The following is a 19,603-nucleotide window of genomic DNA, read 5'->3' as shown; positions in this document are numbered from 1 at the left end:
CACGACGCCCGCTCCCCCGAATGCATGTATCGCTCTCTTGACTGGCGTCACCGGGGCGCCATACTGGCCTCACTCCCCGCTCGCACGATGAGGTGCCCGCCCATGGAGCTATCCCCCTCCGCGCACGTGGACACGTTCTGTCGAGACCATCTCCCGCCCTTCGACCAGTGGCCCGAACTCCTCTTCGACATACCGGAGTTGTCCTATCCGGACCGGCTGAACTGCGCCCAGGCGCTGCTCGACGCGACGATCGCCCGGCTCGGGCCCGACCGCCGCTGCCTGCTCACCCCGACCGGCCGGTGGACCTACGGCGAACTGCGCGACCGCGCCGACCGGGTGGCCCGGCTGCTGACCGAGGACCTCGGCCTGGCCACCGGCAACCGGGTGCTGCTGCGCGGCCCGAACACCCCCTGGCTGGTGGCCTGCTGGCTCGGCGTGCTGAAGGCGGGCGGGGTGGTCGTCAGCACCATGCCGCTGCTGCGGGCCGCCGAACTGACCGCCCTGCACCGGATCGCCCGGCCGGTCGTCGCCCTGTGTGACCACCGCTACCTGGACGACCTCGCCCGCGCCGAGACGCCCGGCCTGCGGACCCTCGCCTTCGGCGGGCCCGGCCCGCAGGACCTGACCGCCCGCTGCGCCGCCAAGAACGGCGACTTCACCGCCGTCCCGACCGCCGCCGACGACGTCGCGCTGATCGCCTTCACCTCCGGGACGACCGGCCGTCCCAAGGCCACCCTGCACTTCCACCGCGACGTGCTCGCCAACGCCGACACCTTCTCCCGCCACCTCCTGCGGCCGACCCCCGACGACCTGTTCGCCGGCACCCCGCCGCTCGCCTTCACCTTCGGGCTCGGCGGCCTGGTGGTCTTCCCGCTGCGCGCCGGCGCCGCCAGCCTGCTGCTGGAGCAGGCCACCCCCGAACAGCTCGCCGAGCAGGTCCACCGGCACCGGGTCAGCGTGCTGTTCACCGCGCCGACCGCCTACCGGGCGATCCTGTCCGCCGGGCTCGCCGACCGCCTGTCCGGCGTACGGCGCTGCGTCTCGGCCGGCGAGCACCTGCCCGCCGCCCTCTGGCAGGCCTTCCGCGCGGCCACCGGACAACGGCTGATCGACGGCCTCGGCGCCACCGAGCTGCTGCACGTGTTCATCTCCGCCGCCGACGACGACATCCGCCCCGGCTCGACCGGGCGCCCCGTCCCCGGCTACCGGGCCGCCGTCCTCGACCGGCACGGCCGGCCGGTGCCGGACGGCGTACCCGGGCTGCTCGCCGTCAAGGGTCCGACCGGCTGCCGCTACCTGGACGACGAGCACCAGCACGACTACGTGCGCAACGGCTGGAACCTCACCGGCGACACCTACGTCCGCGACCAGGACGGCTACTACTGGTACCAGGCGCGCAACGACGACATGATCGTCTCGGCCGGCTACAACATCGCCGGTCCCGAGGTCGAGCAGGCCCTCGCCGCCCACCCCGACGTCGCCGACTGCGCGGTGGTCGGGGCGCCGGACGAGCGGCGCGGCGCGGTGGTCAAGGCCTACGTGGTGCTGCGCGAGGGCGTACCCGCCGGACCGGAGAAGGCGGCGGAGCTCCAGGAGCACGTCAAACGGACCATCGCCCCGTACAAGTACCCGCGCGCGGTCGAGTTCGTCACCGTTCTGCCGCGCACCGCCACCGGCAAGCTGCACCGCGCCGAGCTGCGCCGACGGGCCGCGACCGCCCCGGCCAGCGTGGCGGTCGAGCGCCGGGTCGAGTGGTCCGACACCGACGCGGCCGGGCACTACCACTTCTCGGCCGTGCAGCGCTGGGCCGAGGCCGCCGAGGCGGCGCTGCTGCGACGGCTGGGCCTGGCGGAGCTGTTCGGGCGGATCCCCCGGGTGCACTTCGAGGCCGACTACCGCGAGCGGCTCTGGTTCGGGGACGTGGTCCGCACCGAGCTGCGGGTGGTCCGGGTCGGCGGGTCCTCGCTGCACTACGCCTTCGAGGTGCACGGCCCGCAGGGCCTGGCCGCGTCCGGCCGGATGTCGGTGGTGCACGCCGCGCCGCACGCCAAGGGCGCCGAGCCCTGGCCGGCTCCGGTGCGCCGGGCACTGGCCGAGGCCGGCCCGCAGCAGGCGGAGGTGATCCGGTGACCGCCGGGGCCGGGGCTCGTGCGGCGGCCGCAGCCGCCGAAGGCGCTCCAGGGCCCGTCACCGCCCGCCGCATCGCGGTGATCGGCGCCGGGCCGGGCGGGCTCTACTTCGCCGCGCTGGCCAAGCAGTTGGCGCCGCACCGGGAGATCACCGTGTTCGAACGCGATGGCCGGGAGGACGCGTTCGGCTTCGGCGTGGTGTTCTCCGACGAGACGCTGGACGGCATCGCCCAGGCCGACCCGGAGGTCTTCGCCGCGATCAGCGCCGAGTTCGCCCGCTGGAGCGACATCGACGTGCGCTACGCGGGCCGGGTCCGCACCTGTGGCGGGCACGGCTTCGCGGCGCTCGACCGCAACCGGCTGCGCGCCATCCTGCAACAGCGGTGCGAACGCCTCGCGGTGGACGTGCGCTACCGCACGGCCGCCCCGCCGGTCGACCGCCTCGCCGCCGACTACGACCTGGTGGTCGCCGCCGACGGCATCCACTCGGCCACCCGGGCGGCATACGCCGACACCTTCCGGCCCGACCTGGACGAGCGGCACTGCCGCTACATCTGGCTCGCCACCGACAAGGTCTTCGAGGCCTTCACCTTCATCGTCGAGCGGTTCGACTTCGGCGCCCTCCAGGTGCACGCCTACCCGTACAGCGCGACGCGCTCGACCTTCATCGTGGAGATCGCCGAGGCCGCCTGGCGCCGGGCCGGCTTCGACGCCCTCGCGGCGACGGAGCCGGCGCGCGGCGAGAGCGACGAGGCGAGCGTGCGGCGCTGCGCGGAGCTACTCGCCGGACACCTGGACGGCCACCGGCTGATCCCCAACGCCTCCCGCTGGATCCGCTTCACCACCGTACGCAACGCGCGCTGGCGCCACCGGAACGTGGTGCTGCTCGGCGACGCGGCGCACTCCGCACACTTCTCGATCGGCTCGGGCACCAAACTCGCCCTGGAGGACGCCCTCGCGCTCGCCGCGAGCCTGCGGGAACAACCCTCGGTGGACGAGGCGTTGGCCGCCTACGAGGCCGAGCGGCGGCCGGTGGTGGAGTCCACCCAGCGGGCCGCGCAGGCGAGCCTGGAGTGGTTCGAGACGCTGGAGCGGCGCACCGGGCAGGACGCCGACCGGTTCGCGTTCAACCTGCTCACCCGCAGCCGCCGGGTCACCTACGGCAGTCTGCGGGCCCGCGATCCCGCCTTCGTCGACGCGGTGGACGCCGCCGCCGGCGGCCCGCCCGGCGTACCGCCGATGTTCCGGCCGCTGAAGCTGGGCACGCTGGAGCTGGCCAACCGCATCGTCGTGCCCCCGCTCGCCACCTTCACCTCCGCCGACACCCTGCCCAGCGGCTTCGACCGGGCCCAGCTGACCGCGCACGCGCTCGGCGGTGCCGGACTGATCCTCGCCGGCATGACCGCCGTCAGCCCCGAAGGCCGGGCCACCGACCGCTGCCCGGGGCTGTGGAGCGACCACCAGGAGTCGGCCTGGCGCGAACTCGTCGACACCGTACGCGCGGTGAGCCCCACCCCGCTCGGTCTCCAGCTGACCCACGCCGGCCGCCGGGGCGCCACCGCCGCCCCCGGCCCGGACGGGATCGGGCGCCCGCTCGCCGACGGCTGGCCGCTGCTCGCCGCCTCACCGCTCCCCTGGGATCCCGGCAGCCCTCCCCCGCACGCCGCCAGCGCCGCCCACCTGGCTGCCGTGGTGGACGACTTCGCCGCTGCGGCGGAGCGCGCGGCGCGGGCCGGCTTCGACGCGCTGGAGCTGCAGTTCGGCCACGGGCACCTCGTCTCCGGTTTCCTCTCACCGCTGACCAACCACCGCACCGACCGCTACGGCGGCCCGCTCGCCCACCGGCTGCGCCTGCCGCTGGAGGTGCTGGCGGCGGTCCGCGCCGCCTGGCCGGCCGGGCGGCCGCTGCTGGTGCGGATCTCGGCCTGCGACTGGGCGCCCGGCGGAACCACCGAGCCGGAGGCCGTCGCGATCTGCCGTGCGCTGGCCGACGGCGGGGCGGACGCGGTGGACGTCTCCACCGGCGAGGTGGTCGCCCACCAGCGGCCGCCGTACGGCCGCGGCTACCAGACGCCGTTCGCCGAACTGATCCGTGGTGCCACCGGCCTGCCGACCGTCGCGGTCGGCGCGATCTCCGGGCACGACGACGCCAACTCCGTCCTGCTGGCCGAGCGGGCCGACCTGGTCGCGGTCGGGCGGGCCCAGCTGTACGACCCGCTCTGGACGCTGCACGCCGCCGCCGAGCAGGGCTACACCGGGCCGGGCGCGCGCTGGCCCGGACCCTGGTCGGCGGGAAGCCGCAGACCGCCGGGCCCGAACGCCGACCGGGTCGCCCCGCGCCTGCACCTGCGGCGCGAGCCGCCCGCGCCGGTGCACCGCCGCTGGCCGCCGCCCCCGCCCGGACCACGCTGAGCAGCCGAGGAGAACCCATGCCGGATCTGCCCCGCTTCACCGCCGCGGCCGTGCAGGCCGCCCCCGTCTACCTGGACCCGGCCGCCACCGTGGACAAGGCCGTGGCCCTGATCCACGAGGCAGCCGGCCACGGCGCCACCCTGGTGGTCTTCCCCGAGGTCTTCGTCCCCGGCTACCCGTACTGGAACTGGACGATGACCCCGGTCCAGGGCTCCCCCTGGTACGAACGCCTCTACCGCGCCGCCGTGGACGTCCCCGGCCCGTACGTGGACACCCTGCGCGCCGCCGCCCGGCAGGCCGGCGTGGTGCTGGTGATCGGCGTCAACGAGCGCGGGCGGCACAGCCTCGGGGTGCTCTACAACACCCTGCTGATCATCGGCGATGACGGCGAACTGCTCGGCGTTCACCGCAAGTTGGTGCCGACCTGGGCCGAGAAGCTGACCTGGACGCCCGGCGACGGCAGCTCCCTGCGGGTCCACCGCACGGCCGTCGGCCCGCTCGGCGCGCTGGCCTGCGGCGAGAACACCAACACCCTGGCCCGTTTCACCCTGCTGGCCCAGGGCGAACTCGTCCACGCCGCGAGCTACATCGCCCTGCCGGTGGCCCCCGAGGACTACGACATGGCGGAGGCGATCGCGCTGCGCGCCGCCGCGCACTGCTTCGAGGGCAAGCTGTACACCGTGGTCTCCTGCTCCACGATCTCGCCCGAGATGGTGGACCTGATCGCCGGCGAGGACCAGCAGGTCCGTAAGCAACTCGCCCGCCCGCGCAGCGCGTTGTCCGGCATCTTCGGCCCCGACGGACGCCCGGTGGGCGAACCGCTGGTGGACGAGGAGGGCATCGTCTACGCCGAGATCGACCTCGGCCGGTGCATCCAGCCCAAGCAGATGCACGACATCGTGGGCCACTACAACCGCTTCGACGTCTTCCGGCTGCACGTGGACAACCGTCCGCTGCGGCCGCTGGTACTGGAGGAGGAGGCATGACCAGCCACCACGGCATGACCGGCCACGAGGGCACGGCCGGTCACGAAGGAACGGCCGACCACGACGACCGGATCGGCCGCGCCAGGGTCGGCGACAGCCCCGAACTCACCGCCTACTACGAGGAACTGGCCGAGCACGAGGCCGGCGCGCTGTGGACGGTGGCGAACGAGATCGAGCCCTGGTACCCGCAGCCGAGGTCGGTACCGGTGCTCTGGCGCTACGCGGACCTGCGCCCGCTGGTCCGCAAGGCACTGCCGCTGGTCAAGGCCGACGACGCCGGCCGCCGGGTGGTCATGCTGGTCAACCCCGGACGCCGCGAACTGAGCGCCGCCGTCGGCCTGTTGTACACCGGCCTGCAGATCATGGGCCCCGGCGAGGCGATGACCGCGCACCGCCACCAGGCCGCCGCCCTGCGCTTCGTCCACGAGGGCACCGGAGCCTGGACGATCGTGAACGGCCAGAAGCTCAAGGTCGGCCCGCGCGACTTCGCCATCACGCCCAACAACTCCTGGCACGAGCACGGCAACGAGTCCGACGACGCCCCGGTGATCTGGCAGGACGGCCTGGACATCCCGCTGGTCAACATGCTCGACGCGAACTTCTACGAGGTGCACCCGGAGCTGTACCAGCGACCCGGCCCGGTGGTGAACTCCTCGCTGCTGAGCTACGGCGGCAACCTGCTCCCGTACGGCGTCGAGACCTGGACCAGGCCCTACTCCCCGCTGCTCGGCTGGCCCTGGGAGCCGAGCTACCACGCACTGTGCCAACTCGCCCGTGCCACCGAGGGATCGCCGTACGACGGCGTGATCATGCAGTACACCAACCCGGTCACCGGCGGCCCGGTGATGCCCACCATGGCCGCCCACCTGCAGCTGCTGCGCCCCGGCCAGGCCACCCGCGCCCACCGCCACACCGGCTCGGTGGTCTACACGGCGGCCAAGGGGCGCGGTGTCTCGGTGATCGCCGGGCAGCGCTTCGCGTGGCGGCAGGGGGACGTCTTCGTCGTCCCGTCCTGGGCCTGGCACGAGCACGCGAACCTCGACCCCGGCGAGGACGCCTGCCTGTTCTCGTTCAACGACTTCCCGGTGATGCACGCGCTCGGCCTCTACCGCGAGGAGGCCCACCCGGACCCCGACGGGCACCAGTCCGTCACCGCCCGGTAACCCACCGACCCGCCACCGCCCGGTGGCCAATCCCCGGACCGTCACCAAGGAGCCCCGACCATGCACCTGTTGACCTACTGCGCGGACGGAGACGAGACCCCGCGTCTCGGCGCCCGGCTCGGCGACCGGGTCGCCGATCTGACCGCCCTCGCCACCGCCGCCGGCGCCCGACTGCCCGACGGCCTGCTGGAGTTCATCCGGGCCGGCGAGCCGGCGACGGCCACCGCCCGCGCGCTGCTCACGGCCACGCCGACGGACCACCCGGCTCTGCACCCGCTCACCGAGGTCTCGCTGCGCGCACCCCTGCGGCCCGGCAAGATCGTCGGCGTCGGCCTCAACTACGTGGAGCACGTCTCCGAATCGCACCGCACCCTGGACACCGACCGCGAACTGCCCGACCGACCGGTGCTGTTCAGCAAGCCCGCCACCGCCGTCACCGGCTCGGGCCAGCCCATCCGGCACAACGCCGACCTGACCAAACAGCTCGACTGGGAGTGCGAACTCGCCGTGGTGATCGGCGAACCGGCCTTCCGGGTGGCCGAGGAGGACGCCTGGCGGCACGTGTTCGGCTACAGCATCGTCAACGACGTCAGCGCCCGCGACCAACGCCGCTCCGGGCAGTGGTTCTTCTCCAAGGGCCAGGACAGCTACGCGCCGTTCGGCCCGGTCGTGGTCACCGCCGACGAGATCCCCGACCCGCAGGGACTCGACCTCTCGCTCCGGGTCAACGGCGAGCTGCGGCAGGACTCCAACACCCGCCACATGCTGTTCGGCATCGCCCGTCTGATCGCCGACATCTCCTCCGGCGTCACGCTCGAAGCGGGCGACGTGATCGCCACCGGCTCCCCGTCCGGCGTCGGTGCCGGCATGGTGCCGCCGCAGTTCCTGCAACCCGGCGACCTGGTCGAGGCCACCATCGAGCGGATCGGCACCCTGGCCAACCCGGTGGTCGACGCCCGCTGAGCCGAGCCCCCGCACGGAGCCCCGGAAACCCGGAAAGGAGCCCCACGCCCCCATGACCACCTACCGGATCGGCCAGATCGTCCCCAGCTCCAACGTCACCATGGAGACCGAAGTCCCCGCCCTGCTGCGGGCCCGCGAGGCGGTCGCGCCCGAGCGGTTCACCTTCCACTCCAGCCGGATGCGGATGACCAGGGTCACCCCCGAGCAACTGCGCGCCATGGACGCCGAGTCCGACCGCTGTGCCACCGAACTCTCCGACGCCCGGGTCGACGTGCTCGGCTACGCCTGCCTGGTCGCCGTGATGGCCACCGGCCCCGGCTACCACCGCGAGGCCGAACAGCGGCTGCACCGCCGCACCGTCGAGAACGGCGCCCCCGCACCCGTGGTCACCAGCGCGGGCGCCCTGGTGGCCGGCCTGCACACGCTCGGCGCCCGGAAGGTCGCCCTGGTCACCCCGTACCTGCGGCCGCTGGCCCGGACGGTGGTCGACTACCTGGCCCACGAGGGCGTCCAGGTGCTCGACTACGCGGCCCTGGAGATCCCCGACAACCTCGACGTGGCCGCCCACGACCCGGCGAGGCTCCCCGCCATCGCCCAGCGCCTCGCCCACGCCGACGCCGACGCGGTGGTGCTCTCGGCCTGCGTCCAGATGCCCTCGCTGGCCGCCGTCGAGGAGGCCGAGCAGCGGCTCGGCAAGCCGGTCGTCTCGGCGGCGATCTGCACCGCCCACCAACTGCTGCGCGCCCTCGGCCTCCCCGCCTTCGCCCCCGGCGCCGGACACCTGCTCTCCGGCGCCTACGCGGAGGCCTGAAGCCGACACCGATCCGCCGACGGCCGGCCACCGCTATGATCACCACGAGCTGCCGGGGAGGAGGCCCACCATGTCGGAGAGCGCGCCCCGGCCCAGCTCGCTGATCCACACCGTGTACGGCGAGTTCGTGCGCCGCCTCGGCGGCTGGATATCGATCGCCGACCTGATAGCGCTGATGGCCGAACTCGACGTCGACGGCCCGGCCGTCCGCTCGGCCATCTCCCGGCTGAAGAAGGCCGGCACCCTGCTCCAGGAACGCCGCGGCGGCACCGGCTACCGGCTGGCCCCGGCGATGGGCCCGGTGTTCGAGGAGGGCGACCGCCGGATCTTCCACAGCCTGGAGCCCGCCGAACTCGCCGACGGCTGGGTGGTCGCGGTGTTCTCGGTGCCCGAGTCCGAGCGCGCCCACCGCCACCGGCTGCGCTCGCGGCTGAGCTGGCTCGGCTTCGGCAACGCCGCCCCCGGCGTCTGGCTGGCACCCGCCCGGCTGCTGCCGGACGCCCGGCGCCTGCTGGAGCGCCTCGGCCTGAGCGCCTACGTGCACCTGTTCCTGTCCGCCGAGTACGCGGGCTTCGCCGAACTGCGCACCGCAGTGGCCGACTGGTGGGACTTCCCGGCGATCGAGGCGCAGTACGCGGCCTTCGACGACGCCTGGCGCCCGGTCGCCGCCGACCTGCGCGGGCAGCCGCGGATCGACCCGGTCGAGGCGTTCCGCGACTACGTGCCGATGCTCACCCAATGGCGCCGACTGCCGTACCTGGACCCGGGCCTGCCCGAGCCGCTGCTGCCCGCCGACTGGAACGCCGTCGCCGCCCGGGCCGTCTTCACCGAGCTGCACGCGCTGCTCGCCGAGCCCGGCCTGCGGTACGTCGAGAAGGTCACCGGTCTGTCGGCCGGCGGCCCACCCCACCAGGAGCCGCGATGACCGACCCCGACCACAACGCCGCGCCCGACTCCGCACCCGCCGACCTGCTGATCCGGGCCGCCGCCGTGCACACCCTCGTCCCCGGCGAGCCGCCGCAGCGCGCGATCGCCGTCACCGGGACGCGGATCACCGCCCTGTCCCCCGCCCCCGACGGCCTGGACGCCCTGATCGGAACGGCCACCGAGGTGCTGGACGCCCCCGCCGCGACGGTGCTGCCCGCCTTCGACGACACCCACACCCACCTGATCCTGGCCGGCCACAGCGTCCACGGCGTACCCGTCCACCAGGCCCGGGACCTCACCGGGTTCCTCGGCCTGATCCGCGAGCGCGCCGCCCGGACCCCGGCCGGACAGTGGATCCACACCACGATCAACTGGCAGGAGGTGCACCTGGCCGAGCAGCGGATGCCCACCACCGAGGAGCTGGACCGGGCCACCGCCGACCGCCCCGTGCTGGTCCGCCGCGGCGCCTACAACATGGTGCTCAACTCGGCCGCGCTGCGCCTCGCCGGCATCACCGCCGCCACCCCGGCCCCGCCCGGCGGCGTGATCGAGCTCGACGAACAGGGGCGGCTGACCGGACGGCTGATCAACAAGGCGGTCGAACTGGTCGAGCGGGTGCTGCCGCGCCCCGCGCGCACCGAACGCGTCGCCGGTCTGCGCGCCGCCTCCGCCGACTACGCCGCGACCGGGATCGGCACCGTGCGCGACTGCCTGGTCCCGGTCGAGGACCTCGACGTGCTGCGCGCCGCCCGGGCGGCCGGCGCGCTCTCCGTCCGGGTCCGGGCGCTGGTCTCCGGTTTCACCGCCCGTACCCCCGAACAGGTCGACGCGCTGCTGGACCGGATGGACGCCTGGCGCGCCGCCGACGAGGACGACGACCTGCTCCGAGTGTGGGGCGTCAAGTTCGGCATCGACGGCGGCTTCGAGGCCGGCGCCCTGGACGAGCCCTACCAGGGGCAGCCCTGCTACCACGGCCGGCTGCTCTGGGAGCCGGCCGAGCTGGTCGCGGCCGTCGAACGGGTGGTCGGGCGCGGCTGGCGGGTCGGCGTGCACGCCTGGGGCGACCGCGGCCTGCGCACCCTGCTGGACGTCTTCGAGGAGGTGCTCAAGCACCGCCCCGGCCTGCCGCCCGGCACGCTGGTGGTCGAGCACGGCGGGCTGGCCCGGGCCGACCAGCGGGCCCGGGCGATCGCACTCGGCATCCCGGTCACCGTGCAGCACCCGCTGCTGCACGACGGCGCGCTCACCCAGCAGCGGGCCTGGGGGCGGGAGCGGACCGCCGGGATCTTCCCGCTGCGCGAGTGGCTCGACGAGGGCGCACTGCTCGCCGCCGGCTCGGACTTCCCGGTCGGCCCGTACGGCGCGATGGTGTCGGTGTGGGGCATGACGACCCGCCGGACCACCGCCGGCGTGGTCGGGCCCGAGCACGCCATCGACCGCGCCGAGGCGATCGCGCTGCACACCGTCGACGCCGCCAGGCTGATGGGCGAGAGCGCCGAGCGCGGCAGCCTGCGACCGGGGGCCCTGGCCGATCTGACGGTGTGGCCGGTCGATCCGCTGAGCTGCCCGGTCGACGCGCTGCGCGGGCTGCGGCCCGAACGCACCGTCGTCGGCGGACGGACCGTCCACGGCACCGCCGGGTAGCGGTCAGCCCTGCGCCGTCCGGACCTCCTGCAACAACCCCCAGGTGAAGTCGGCGGTGCACGGGCGCGCCCGCCCGTCGGCGTCCGGGGCGGTGAAGTCGAGCTGGAAGCGGGTGGGCGCGCTGCCCTCGCGCGGCCGGGCGGGCGGGAACGCGGCGCCCAGGTCGGCGACCACGCAGCTCCACGGCGTCAGGTCGGCGAGCGTGCGCAGCCCGGGCGCCGGGGCGTCCGGGCCCCGCACCAGCCACTCGTTCAGCAGCGGCCGGCCGGTCTCCGCCGGGCCGAGCAGGCTCTCGAAGCGCAGCTCGGGCCAGAGCGGCAGCGCCCACTGCCGCGCGGTGCAGGCGAGGTCCCCGATCCGGCGCGGCACGGCCGCCTGCGGGGGGCCTAGCACTGCGGCGCAGCGGTCGGCGCCGTGTGGGAACCGGGGCGAACGGATCATCGCCTGCCAGCGCTTGTTCGCCTCCCGCAGGGCGGCACGGGTCGTGCCGAGCCGCCGCACGGCCTGCTCGACCAGGTCCGGGTTGAAGTCGGCCATCCGGCGCAGCAGCACGAGCTGGAACTCAGTGGCCCCGAAGCCTTGGATCGCCATGGCAGCAGGGTAGTGCCCGGGGACCGGCACCACCCTGCCGCCGTAGGCGTCCAGCCGGCGCAGGCGTTCGGCGACCGCGCGGGCTCAGCGGCCCCAGGCGGTCAGCGACCGCGGGCGTTCAGTCGACGTACGCCGCCAGGTGCTCGCCGGTGAGGGTGGAGCGGGCGGCGATCAGGTCGGCCGGGGTGCCCTCGAAGACGATCCGGCCGCCGTCGTGGCCGGCGCCCGGGCCGAGGTCGATGATCCAGTCGGCATGGGCCATCACTGCCTGGTGGTGCTCGATGACGACGACCGACTTGCCGGACTCCACCAGCCGGTCGAGCAGGCCGAGCAGCTGCTCGACGTCGGCGAGGTGCAGGCCGGTGGTCGGCTCGTCGAGGACGTAGACGCCGCCCTTCTCCGCCATGTGGGTGGCCAGCTTGAGCCGCTGCCGCTCGCCGCCGGACAGCGTGGTGAGCGGCTGACCGAGGCTGAGGTAGCCGAGCCCGACGTCGGCCAGGTTGCTCAGGATGCGGTGGGCGGCCGGGATGCGCGCCTCACCGGTGCCGAAGAACTCCTCCGCCTCGGTCACCGGCATCGCGAGCACCTCGCTGATGTCGCGGCCGCCGAGGCGGTACTCCAGCACCGCCGCCTGGTACCGCTTCCCCTCGCACTCCTCGCAGGTGCTGGCGACGCCGGCCATCATCGCCAGGTCGGTGAAGACCACGCCGGCGCCGTTGCAGTTCGGGCAGGCGCCTTCGGAGTTGGCGCTGAACAGGGCCGGCTTGACGCCGTTGGCCTTCGCGAACGCCTTGCGGATCGGCTCCAGCAGCCCGGTGTACGTCGCCGGGTTGCTGCGCCGCGAGCCGCGGATGGCGCCCTGGTCGACGGAGACCACGCCCGCCCCGGCGGGGATCGAGCCGTGCACGAGCGAGCTCTTCCCGGAGCCGGCGACGCCGGTGATCACGGTCAGCACCCCGAGCGGGATGTCGACGTCGACGTCGCGCAGGTTGTTCGCCGTCGCGCCGCGGATCTCCAGGGTGCCGTTCGGCTCGCGCACCGCCTTCTTGACGGCGGCCCGGTCGTCGAAGTGGCGGCCGGTGACGGTGCCGCTGGCCCGCAGGCCGTCGACGGTGCCCTCGAAGCAGACGGCGCCGCCCGCCGTCCCGGCACCGGGGCCGAGGTCGACGACGTGGTCGGCGATCGCGATGGTCTCCGGCTTGTGCTCCACGACCAGCACCGTGTTGCCCTTGTCCCGCAGCCGCAGCAGGAGTTCGTTCATCCGCTGGATGTCGTGCGGGTGCAGACCGGTGGTGGGCTCGTCGAAGACGTACGTGACGTCGGTGAGCGCCGAGCCGAGGTGCCGGATCATCTTGACCCGCTGCGCCTCCCCGCCGGACAGCGTGCCGGACGGGCGGTCGAGCGAGAGGTAGCCCAGCCCGATCTCCACGAACGAGTCGAGGGTGTGCCGCAGGGTGCCGAGCAGCGGCGCCACCGCCGGCTCGTCGAGGCCGCGGACCCAGTCGGCCAGGTCGCTGATCTGCATCGCGCAGGCGTCGGCGATGTTGATCCCGCCGATCCGCGAGGACCGGGCGGCCTCGCTGAGCCGGGTGCCCTCGCACTCGGGGCAGGCGGTGAAGGTGACCGCCCGGTCGACGAACGCCCGGATGTGCGGCTGCAGCGCGTCCCGGTCCTTGGCGAGCATCGACTTCTGGATCTTCGGGATCAGCCCCTCGTAGGTGAGGTTGACCCCGTTGACCTTCACCTTGGTCGGCTCGCGGTACAGGAAGTCCTGCATCTCCTTCTTGGTGTACTTGCGGATCGGCTTGTCCGGGTCGAGGAAGCCCGAGTTCGCGTAGATCCCCACCGTCCACCAGCTGTCGGTCTTCCAGCCGGGGATGGTGATCGCGCCCTCGGCGATCGACTTGGAAGCGTCGAAGAGCTGGGTGAGGTCGATGTCGGAGACGCTGCCGCGGCCCTCGCAGCGCGGGCACATGCCACCGGTGATGCTGAAGCTGCGCCGCTCCTTGACGGTCTGACCGCCGCGTTCGACCGTGACGGCGCCCGCCCCGCTGATCGAGGGGACGTTGAAGGAGAACGCCTTGGGTGAGCCGATGTGCGGCTGTCCGAGCCGGCTGAAGAGGATCCGCAGCATCGCGTTGGCGTCGGTGGCGGTGCCGACCGTGGAGCGGGGGTCGGAGCCCATCCGCTGCTGGTCGACGATGATCGCGGTGGTCAGCCCCTCCAGCACGTCGACCTCGGGCCGCGCCTGGGTCGGCATGAAGCCCTGGACGAAGGCGCTGTACGTCTCGTTGATCAGCCGCTGCGACTCCGCGGCGATCGTGTCGAACACCAGGGAGCTCTTGCCGGAGCCGGAGACACCGGTGAACACCGTCAGCCGCCGCTTCGGGATCTCGACGCTGACGTCCTTGAGGTTGTTCTCGCGCGCGCCGTGCACGCTGATCAGGTCGTGGCTGTCGGCGTGCTGGGCCACAGGCGGCCGCGCGGCCGTCCTGGTGGGCTTGCTCATCGTCTCTCCATCTGTGCGGCGGGGCCGCCGTCGCGGGTGGATGATCGCCGGTTCGCCGCTCGGGGAGGGGAGCCCGTCGGCCGGCACCGGCCCGGCATGGCCGAAAGCCTAACCGGCGGGGGCCACCGCGCCCGGGGCCCGTCCAGGACTTTCGTTCGAGCACACGTTCGATTCTGGGCGTACGCTGGCCCCATGCGCAGCACCGTCCACCTCCAGCCCTCGCTGTTCGACGACGCCGACGACGCCGACGGCGTCCGCCTCGGCCCGCTCGACGGGCTCCGCCGGGCCGTCCTGGGCGACGGGGCCTGGCTGGACCTGCTGCCCGGGTGGCTGCACGGGGCGGACCGACTGTTCGAACACCTCGCCGCCACCGTGCCCTGGCGGGCCGAGCGCCGCGAGATGTACGAGCGGACGGTCGACGTACCGCGGCTGCTGGCCTCCTACCCGGCCGGCGCCGAGCCGCCGCACCCCGTCCTCGGGCAGGCCCGGACGGCACTGAGCCGGCACTACGCGCGGGAGCTGGGCGAGCCGTTCCGCACGCTCGGCCTCTGCTACTACCGCGACGGCCGGGACAGCGTCGCCTGGCACGGGGACCGGATCGGGCGCGGCGCCCGCGAGGACACCATGGTGGCGATCCTGTCCGTCGGCGAGCCGCGCGCCCTGCTGCTGCGACCGCGCCACGGCGGCGGCCCGGTGGTGCGCCGGCCGCTCGGACACGGCGACCTGGTGGTCATGGGCGGCTCCTGCCAGCGCACCTGGGAGCACGCGATCCCGAAGACGGCCCGGCCGGTGGGCCCGCGGATCAGCATCCAGTTCCGGCCGCACGGCGTCGCGTAGGAACGCCGAGGCCGAGGTGGTGGGCCGGGCCCACCACCTCGGCGATCGACGGGAGTCGCCGTCCGGTCGCGCCCCCGGCCGACGTCAGTCCTTCACCGCGCCCGCCAGCCCGGACACCAGCTTGCGCTGGACCGCGATGAAGAAGATCAGCACCGGCACGGTCATCAGCGTGGACGCCGCCATGATGCCGCCCCAGTCGTTCTCGTCCGGCTTGAAGAAGACCAGCAGCGCGGACGGCAGGGTCTGGTTCTGGGTGGCGCTGATGATGAAGGTCTTGGCGAAGACGAAGTCGTTCCACGCCGCGATGAAGGAGAACACGCTGGTCGCGGCGAGGCCCGGCGCCACCAGCGGCAGCAGGATCCGCCACAGGATGCGGGTGCGGCTGGCGCCGTCGATCTGCGCGGCCTCCTCGATGGACACCGGGACGGCCGCGACGAAGCCGCGCATCATCCAGATGCCGAACGGCAGCGAGAACGCCAACTGCACCAGGATCAGCGAGGCGAGGGTGTTCAGCCCGATGCCGGGGGCGAACCGGCCCGCGTCGCGGAACATGAAGAACAGCGGGATGGTGAGCGCCTCGACCGGGATCATCTGGGCGATCAGGAACATCACCATGACGGTGGTGCGGAACCTGAACCGGAACCGGGTCACGGCCACCGCCGCCAGGAACACCACGATGGCCGAGAGCACCACCACCGACAGCGCGATCACCAGGCTGTTCACGAAGTACCGGCCGAAGCCGTCCACGCTGAGCACCTGGCGGAAGCTCTCCAGGGTGGGGTGGGCCGTCCACGGCTTCGGGTCCAGCGACTGCACCTCGCCCTCGGGCTTGAAGGCGGAGAGCACCATCCAGAAGATCGGGAAGGCGGTGACGACCGCCAGCACGATCGCGCCGGTGTCGGCGGCGAGCCGCCACCGGCCGCGGGTGTTCCGGGTCCGGCTCTTCGGGGCCCGGCCGGTCGGCGTCGGGCCGCCCGGGGTTCCAGTGGCCCGAACGGGGTTCACGGTGGTCACAGTTCGTTCCCCGTCCGTCGCAGGGTGCGGATGTAGAGGACCGTCGGGACCACCAGGATCAGCAGCATGATCACGCCGATCGCCGCGCCGAGCCCGTACTGGGAGGAGGCGAACGCCTTCTGGTACGCGTACACGTTGAGCACGAGGTTCTGGCCGGCGATGCCGCCGCCCTCGGTCATCACGTAGATCTGGGTGAAGACCTTGAAGTCCCAGATCACCGACTGGATCACCACGATGGTCAGGATCGGCCGCAGCATCGGCGCGGTGATCCGGCGGAAGGTCGTCCAGGTGTTGGCGCCGTCCAGGGCGGCGGCCTCCATGATCTCCTCCGGGATCGCCCGGATCCCCGCGTAGAGGGTGACCATCACGAACGGGAAGGAGTGCCACACCACGACGGCGCCGACGATCAGGAACGCCGTCCACTTGTCGTAGAACCAGTTGAACTCGTGGAAGCCCGTCAGGCCGAGCTTCACCAGCGTGTGGTTGACCAGGCCGAGGTTGGTGTCGAACAGGAAGCTCCACACCGTCGAACCGGTCATCGCCGGCGCCGCCCAGGCCGCCATCGCGGCGGTGGTCAGCACCAGCCGGGGCCACCGCCCGACCTTGGTCAGCAGGACGGCGAGGGTGGCACCGACGGCCAGCGTCGCGAGCACGCAGAACGCGGCGAAGCCGACCGTCTGCAGCAGCACCGACCAGAACTGGCCGTCGTTCAGGATCTTCGCGTAGTTGCCGAAGCCGACGAAGGAGGTCGGGGCGCCCCCGGAGGCCTGGGCCTGCCCGAAGTCCAGCACGGACAACAGGCCCAACTGGTAGATCGGGTAGGCGACCAACGGGATCAGGATGACCGCGGCCGGCAGGAGCAGCAGTAGCGGGGGCCGGCGGCGCCGGCCGCCCGAGGGTGCGGCCGGCGCCCTGCCCCCACGGCGCCCGCGCGGGGAAGGCGGCGCCGTCGGGGCGGTCGTGGTGGATACGGACACGTGCGGGACCTGCTCTCTTCGGGGCGCGGCCGTCAGTGCGCGGCGAAGGCCGAGGTGATCTGGTTCGCGGCGTCGCCCGAGGCCTTCGCCACGTCCGCCTTGCCGGTGACGACCTGCTGGAGCATGGTCGGGATCACCGCCTGGGCGTCGATCTGCGCCCACGCCTGGTCGAGCGGGACGAACCTGGTGCCGGCCGCGATGGTGTCGGTGAACGGCTTCAGGAAGGCGTCTTTGGCGGCGACCTTGCCGCTGACGGACTTGAGCGTCGGCAGGTTGCCCATCGCGTCGTACATCTGCTCCTGGTACGCCGGGCCCGCCAGCAGTTCGGCGAACTCGACGGCGAGCGTGCGGTGCTTGGCCGCCTTCATCACGCCGAGGTTGTTGCCGCCGGCGAACGCGGGGGCGACCGAACCGGGCTTCTCCCCGGGCAGCGGCACCACACCGTACGTGCCCTTCACCGCGCCCGCATCGACCTTGCTGCGGCTGGAGTTGGGCAGGATCGCCATCGCCGACTTGCCGGCCGCGAACAGGTCGACGGTCTTGCCGCCGGTCAGATCGGCGCACTGCTGGGCGGGGCAGCCGTCGTCGCCGAAGAGGTCGGTGTAGCGCTTGATCCCAGCCTGCGAGGCGGGCGAGTTGATGGCCGCCTTGTACGCGGAGCCGTCCTTGGTGGCGATGTCGCCGCCCGCGTCCCAGACGAACGGCAGCGCGCCGAAGGTGTACTTGCCGCCGATGGCGATGCCGAAGGTGTCGGGGTGCGCCGCGTGGATCTTCCGGTTGGCGGTGACCAGTTCGGCGTACGAGGTCGGCGGGGTGAGCCCGGCCTCGGTGAACAGGTCGGTGCGGTAGAAGAGGGCACGCACGCCGACCCACCAGGGCAGTCCGTAGGTCTTGCCGTCCACCACGGCGGTCCTGGCGATCGCCGGGTCGAGGTCGCCCTTGTCCTGCCACGTGTCGAGGTCGGCGCCGATCTCGGCGAGGCCTCCGGCCGCGACGTAGCCGGGGAGGTCGGTGTTGCCGAACTCGACCAGGTCGGGGGCGCTGTTGGGGTCGTTGAAGGCGCCCTTCATCTTGGCCGCGCGGGCGGAGGCGTCGGTGTCGATGTAGCTGACCTTGACGGTGACGCCCTGGTGGGAGGCCTGGAACTCGCTCACCGCCTTGCCGATCACGGCCTCCTTGGCCGCGTTGCCCGCCTCGTTGTACAGCCAGACCTGGAGGGTGCCGGTCCGGTCGTCGGCGGCCTTGTCGCCGGCCGGCGCGGCGGTGCCCGGCGCGCAGGCGGTCGCGGCGAGGCAGCCGGCGGCGAGCACGGCGGCCGCGGCGGCCCGTCGGTTGAGTCGCATGGGTGGAGACCTCCCCTCCCGACAGTTGCCGCCGAGACGTGCGCCGCTCGGGACGGGCACGTCGAAGCAGGCCCTGACCGGGGCCGATGGTGAGTGTGGGTGGTGGACGGCCCGGACGCGCTGGGGGGCGTCCCGGGCAGGCCGGTGCGGGGGTACGGCAGGGCGGACCGTTCGGGTGTGGCGGCGTCGCCTGCTCGATGGCAGGGACGTTAAGCGGGGGCGATCGGCGCCAACAAGAGGGGGTTCGGGAAGTTTTGCACTGCACAACGTTGTGTCGAAGAAGCGGAGATCCGAGCGCGAACGGGTACCTTCTGACAACCGCCGCCGAGCGGAGGAACACCGGCAGAACGAGACGAGGGACGGACCCATGACGGAGACGGGGCCCGAGGCGGAGACCGAGCGGCCCGCGGACCCGACGGCCGAACGGCCTGCTGGAGCGGCGACCGGCAGGAAGCCCGCGACCGAACGCAACCAGTCCTCCTCACTGCGCCGCGCGCTCGCCGTCCTCGGCCACGTCCGCGACCACGGCGACGGGCGCGGCGTCCCGCTCGCCCAACTCGCCGACGCGCTCGGCCTCAACAAGAGCACCGTGCTGCGGCTCGCCGGCCCGCTCCTCGACGAGCACCTCCTCGACCGCGACCGCGAGACCGGCTGGTTCCGCCTCGGACACGGCTCGCTCCGCCTCGGCCAGGCCTACCTCTCCACCCTCGACCTGCGCAGCGTCGCCGCCGAACACCTGCGCCGGCTCCAGCGCGAGGCCGGCGAGACCGTCCACCTGACCGTCTGGCAGGCCCCGGGGATCGTCTACCTGGACAAGGTCGAGGACGAGACCAACGTCCGCATGGCCTCCCGGGTCGGCAGCCGGGCCCCCGCCTACTGCACCGCCACCGGAAAGGCCATCCTCGCCTGGCTGCCCGACGAGGCCGTCGCCGAGGTCGTCGCCGCGGGCCTGCGCCCGGTGACCGCCTGGACCATCTCGGACGAGACCCGGCTGCGCGCCGACCTCGCCCGGATCCGCGCCCGCGGCTACTCCATCGACGACCGCGAGAACGAGCCCGAGGTCCGCTGCGTCGCCGCGCCGATCTTCGACCACGCCGGCGAAGTCACCGCCGCCCTGTCGGTCTCCGGCCTGACCTCCCGGATGACCGCCGCCCGCGTCCGCGCCCTCGGCCCGGTCGTCGCCCAGGCCGGCCTGCGGATCTCCCGCGAACTCGGCTCCGACCGCCAGCCGTCCTGATCCGCGGCCCCCGCCCCGGAAAAGCGGACGAGGTCCGGCGCCCCGAAAGGCACCGGACCT

Annotated in this window: 15 protein-coding genes and 1 pseudogene; 11 read left to right on the top strand and 5 right to left on the bottom strand. The window is 73.4% G+C overall.

The window, feature by feature from the left end; all coding sequences use genetic code 11:
• Window positions 1–102: 102 nt before the first annotated feature.
• From ACIOJE_RS25005 to ACIOJE_RS24965, 9 genes and pseudogenes are all read left to right on the top strand, one after another.
• A pseudogene (locus ACIOJE_RS25005) lies at window positions 103–1,722 on the top strand (AMP-binding protein); the annotation flags it as partial.
• 6 nt (window positions 1,723–1,728) lie between these two features.
• Window positions 1,729–2,130 carry a thioesterase family protein gene (locus tag ACIOJE_RS25000; protein ID WP_280685656.1) on the top strand — a complete coding sequence of 134 codons (402 nt, stop codon included), beginning with the start codon at window positions 1,729–1,731 and terminating at the stop codon, window positions 2,128–2,130.
• Window positions 2,127–4,541 (top strand): FAD-dependent monooxygenase, encoded by a 2,415-nt coding sequence (locus ACIOJE_RS24995; RefSeq protein WP_400778962.1) that lies wholly within the window; start codon window positions 2,127–2,129, stop codon window positions 4,539–4,541. Before ACIOJE_RS25000 ends, ACIOJE_RS24995 begins: the two co-directional genes overlap by 4 nt.
• Window positions 4,542–4,558: 17 nt before the next feature.
• Window positions 4,559–5,527, top strand: coding sequence for a carbon-nitrogen hydrolase family protein (locus tag ACIOJE_RS24990; RefSeq protein ID WP_400778960.1), 969 nt, complete (start codon window positions 4,559–4,561; stop codon window positions 5,525–5,527).
• The gene (locus tag ACIOJE_RS24985) at window positions 5,524–6,690 is read left to right on the top strand and encodes a cupin domain-containing protein (protein WP_400778958.1); all 1,167 of its coding nucleotides are present in this window, start codon (window positions 5,524–5,526) and stop codon (window positions 6,688–6,690) included. Before ACIOJE_RS24990 ends, ACIOJE_RS24985 begins: the two co-directional genes overlap by 4 nt.
• A 60-nt stretch (window positions 6,691–6,750) precedes the next feature.
• On the top strand, window positions 6,751–7,653 hold the full coding sequence (locus tag ACIOJE_RS24980) for a fumarylacetoacetate hydrolase family protein (protein ID WP_400778956.1): 903 nt from the start codon (window positions 6,751–6,753) through the stop codon (window positions 7,651–7,653).
• A gap of 52 nt (window positions 7,654–7,705) precedes the next feature.
• Window positions 7,706–8,464 carry an Asp/Glu racemase gene (locus tag ACIOJE_RS24975; protein ID WP_400778954.1) on the top strand — a complete coding sequence of 253 codons (759 nt, stop codon included), beginning with the start codon at window positions 7,706–7,708 and terminating at the stop codon, window positions 8,462–8,464.
• Between the two features lie 70 nt (window positions 8,465–8,534).
• Entirely contained in the window at window positions 8,535–9,389 is an 855-nt protein-coding gene (locus ACIOJE_RS24970; protein WP_400778952.1) for a PaaX family transcriptional regulator C-terminal domain-containing protein, read from the top strand.
• Window positions 9,386–11,035 carry an amidohydrolase gene (locus ACIOJE_RS24965; protein WP_400778950.1) on the top strand — a complete coding sequence of 550 codons (1,650 nt, stop codon included), beginning with the start codon at window positions 9,386–9,388 and terminating at the stop codon, window positions 11,033–11,035. Before ACIOJE_RS24970 ends, ACIOJE_RS24965 begins: the two co-directional genes overlap by 4 nt.
• Window positions 11,036–11,038: 3 nt before the next feature.
• On the opposite strand, the gene ACIOJE_RS24960 is transcribed toward ACIOJE_RS24965, so the two are convergent.
• Complete coding sequence (locus ACIOJE_RS24960; RefSeq protein ID WP_400778948.1) at window positions 11,039–11,626, bottom strand: hypothetical protein; 588 nt, start codon at window positions 11,624–11,626, stop codon at window positions 11,039–11,041.
• Between the two features lie 118 nt (window positions 11,627–11,744).
• Window positions 11,745–14,135, bottom strand: a complete 2,391-nt coding sequence (locus ACIOJE_RS24955; RefSeq protein ID WP_400778946.1) for an ATP-binding cassette domain-containing protein — start codon at window positions 14,133–14,135, stop codon at window positions 11,745–11,747.
• 192 nt (window positions 14,136–14,327) lie between these two features.
• Between ACIOJE_RS24955 and ACIOJE_RS24950 the strand changes: the two genes are divergently transcribed.
• Window positions 14,328–14,972 carry an alpha-ketoglutarate-dependent dioxygenase AlkB gene (locus ACIOJE_RS24950; RefSeq protein WP_280685651.1) on the top strand — a complete coding sequence of 215 codons (645 nt, stop codon included), beginning with the start codon at window positions 14,328–14,330 and terminating at the stop codon, window positions 14,970–14,972.
• An 84-nt stretch (window positions 14,973–15,056) separates the two neighbouring features.
• Here ACIOJE_RS24950 and ACIOJE_RS24945 read toward each other — a convergent pair whose 3' ends face one another.
• From ACIOJE_RS24945 to ACIOJE_RS24935, 3 genes are all read right to left on the bottom strand, one after another.
• The gene (locus ACIOJE_RS24945) at window positions 15,057–15,860 is read right to left on the bottom strand and encodes a carbohydrate ABC transporter permease (protein ID WP_280685658.1); all 804 of its coding nucleotides are present in this window, start codon (window positions 15,858–15,860) and stop codon (window positions 15,057–15,059) included.
• A gap of 122 nt (window positions 15,861–15,982) precedes the next feature.
• Window positions 15,983–16,963, bottom strand: a complete 981-nt coding sequence (locus ACIOJE_RS24940; protein WP_280685652.1) for a sugar ABC transporter permease — start codon at window positions 16,961–16,963, stop codon at window positions 15,983–15,985.
• Between the two features lie 32 nt (window positions 16,964–16,995).
• A complete protein-coding gene (locus ACIOJE_RS24935) occupies window positions 16,996–18,306 on the bottom strand; it encodes an extracellular solute-binding protein (RefSeq protein WP_400778944.1) in 1,311 nt (436 codons plus the stop codon).
• Between the two features lie 367 nt (window positions 18,307–18,673).
• Between ACIOJE_RS24935 and ACIOJE_RS24930 the strand changes: the two genes are divergently transcribed.
• Window positions 18,674–19,543 carry an IclR family transcriptional regulator gene (locus ACIOJE_RS24930; RefSeq protein WP_280685654.1) on the top strand — a complete coding sequence of 290 codons (870 nt, stop codon included), beginning with the start codon at window positions 18,674–18,676 and terminating at the stop codon, window positions 19,541–19,543.
• Window positions 19,544–19,603 lie beyond the last annotated feature (60 nt).

Source organism: Kitasatospora sp. NPDC087861, from assembly GCF_044742585.1.
GTDB lineage: Bacteria > Actinomycetota > Actinomycetes > Streptomycetales > Streptomycetaceae > Kitasatospora.
The sequence above is the reverse complement of the archived record's forward strand: the minus strand, read 5'-3'. Positions and strand labels throughout refer to the sequence as shown.

Bases quoted from the DNA above. Each gene is read 5' to 3' on its own strand.
- ACIOJE_RS24935 (WP_400778944.1), bottom strand. From the start codon at position 18,306: ATGCGACTCAACCGACGGGCCGCCGCGGCCGCCGTGCTCGCCGCCGGC.
- ACIOJE_RS24965 (WP_400778950.1), top strand. From the start codon at position 9,386: ATGACCGACCCCGACCACAACGCCGCGCCCGACTCCGCACCCGCCGAC.
- ACIOJE_RS24980 (WP_400778956.1), top strand. From the start codon at position 6,751: ATGCACCTGTTGACCTACTGCGCGGACGGAGACGAGACCCCGCGTCTC.
- ACIOJE_RS24930 (WP_280685654.1), top strand. From the start codon at position 18,674: ATGACGGAGACGGGGCCCGAGGCGGAGACCGAGCGGCCCGCGGACCCG.
- ACIOJE_RS24975 (WP_400778954.1), top strand. From the start codon at position 7,706: ATGACCACCTACCGGATCGGCCAGATCGTCCCCAGCTCCAACGTCACC.
- ACIOJE_RS24955 (WP_400778946.1), bottom strand. From the start codon at position 14,135: ATGAGCAAGCCCACCAGGACGGCCGCGCGGCCGCCTGTGGCCCAGCAC.
- ACIOJE_RS24950 (WP_280685651.1), top strand. From the start codon at position 14,328: ATGCGCAGCACCGTCCACCTCCAGCCCTCGCTGTTCGACGACGCCGAC.
- ACIOJE_RS24985 (WP_400778958.1), top strand. From the start codon at position 5,524: ATGACCAGCCACCACGGCATGACCGGCCACGAGGGCACGGCCGGTCAC.
- ACIOJE_RS24970 (WP_400778952.1), top strand. From the start codon at position 8,535: ATGTCGGAGAGCGCGCCCCGGCCCAGCTCGCTGATCCACACCGTGTAC.
- ACIOJE_RS24960 (WP_400778948.1), bottom strand. From the start codon at position 11,626: ATGGCGATCCAAGGCTTCGGGGCCACTGAGTTCCAGCTCGTGCTGCTG.
- ACIOJE_RS24990 (WP_400778960.1), top strand. From the start codon at position 4,559: ATGCCGGATCTGCCCCGCTTCACCGCCGCGGCCGTGCAGGCCGCCCCC.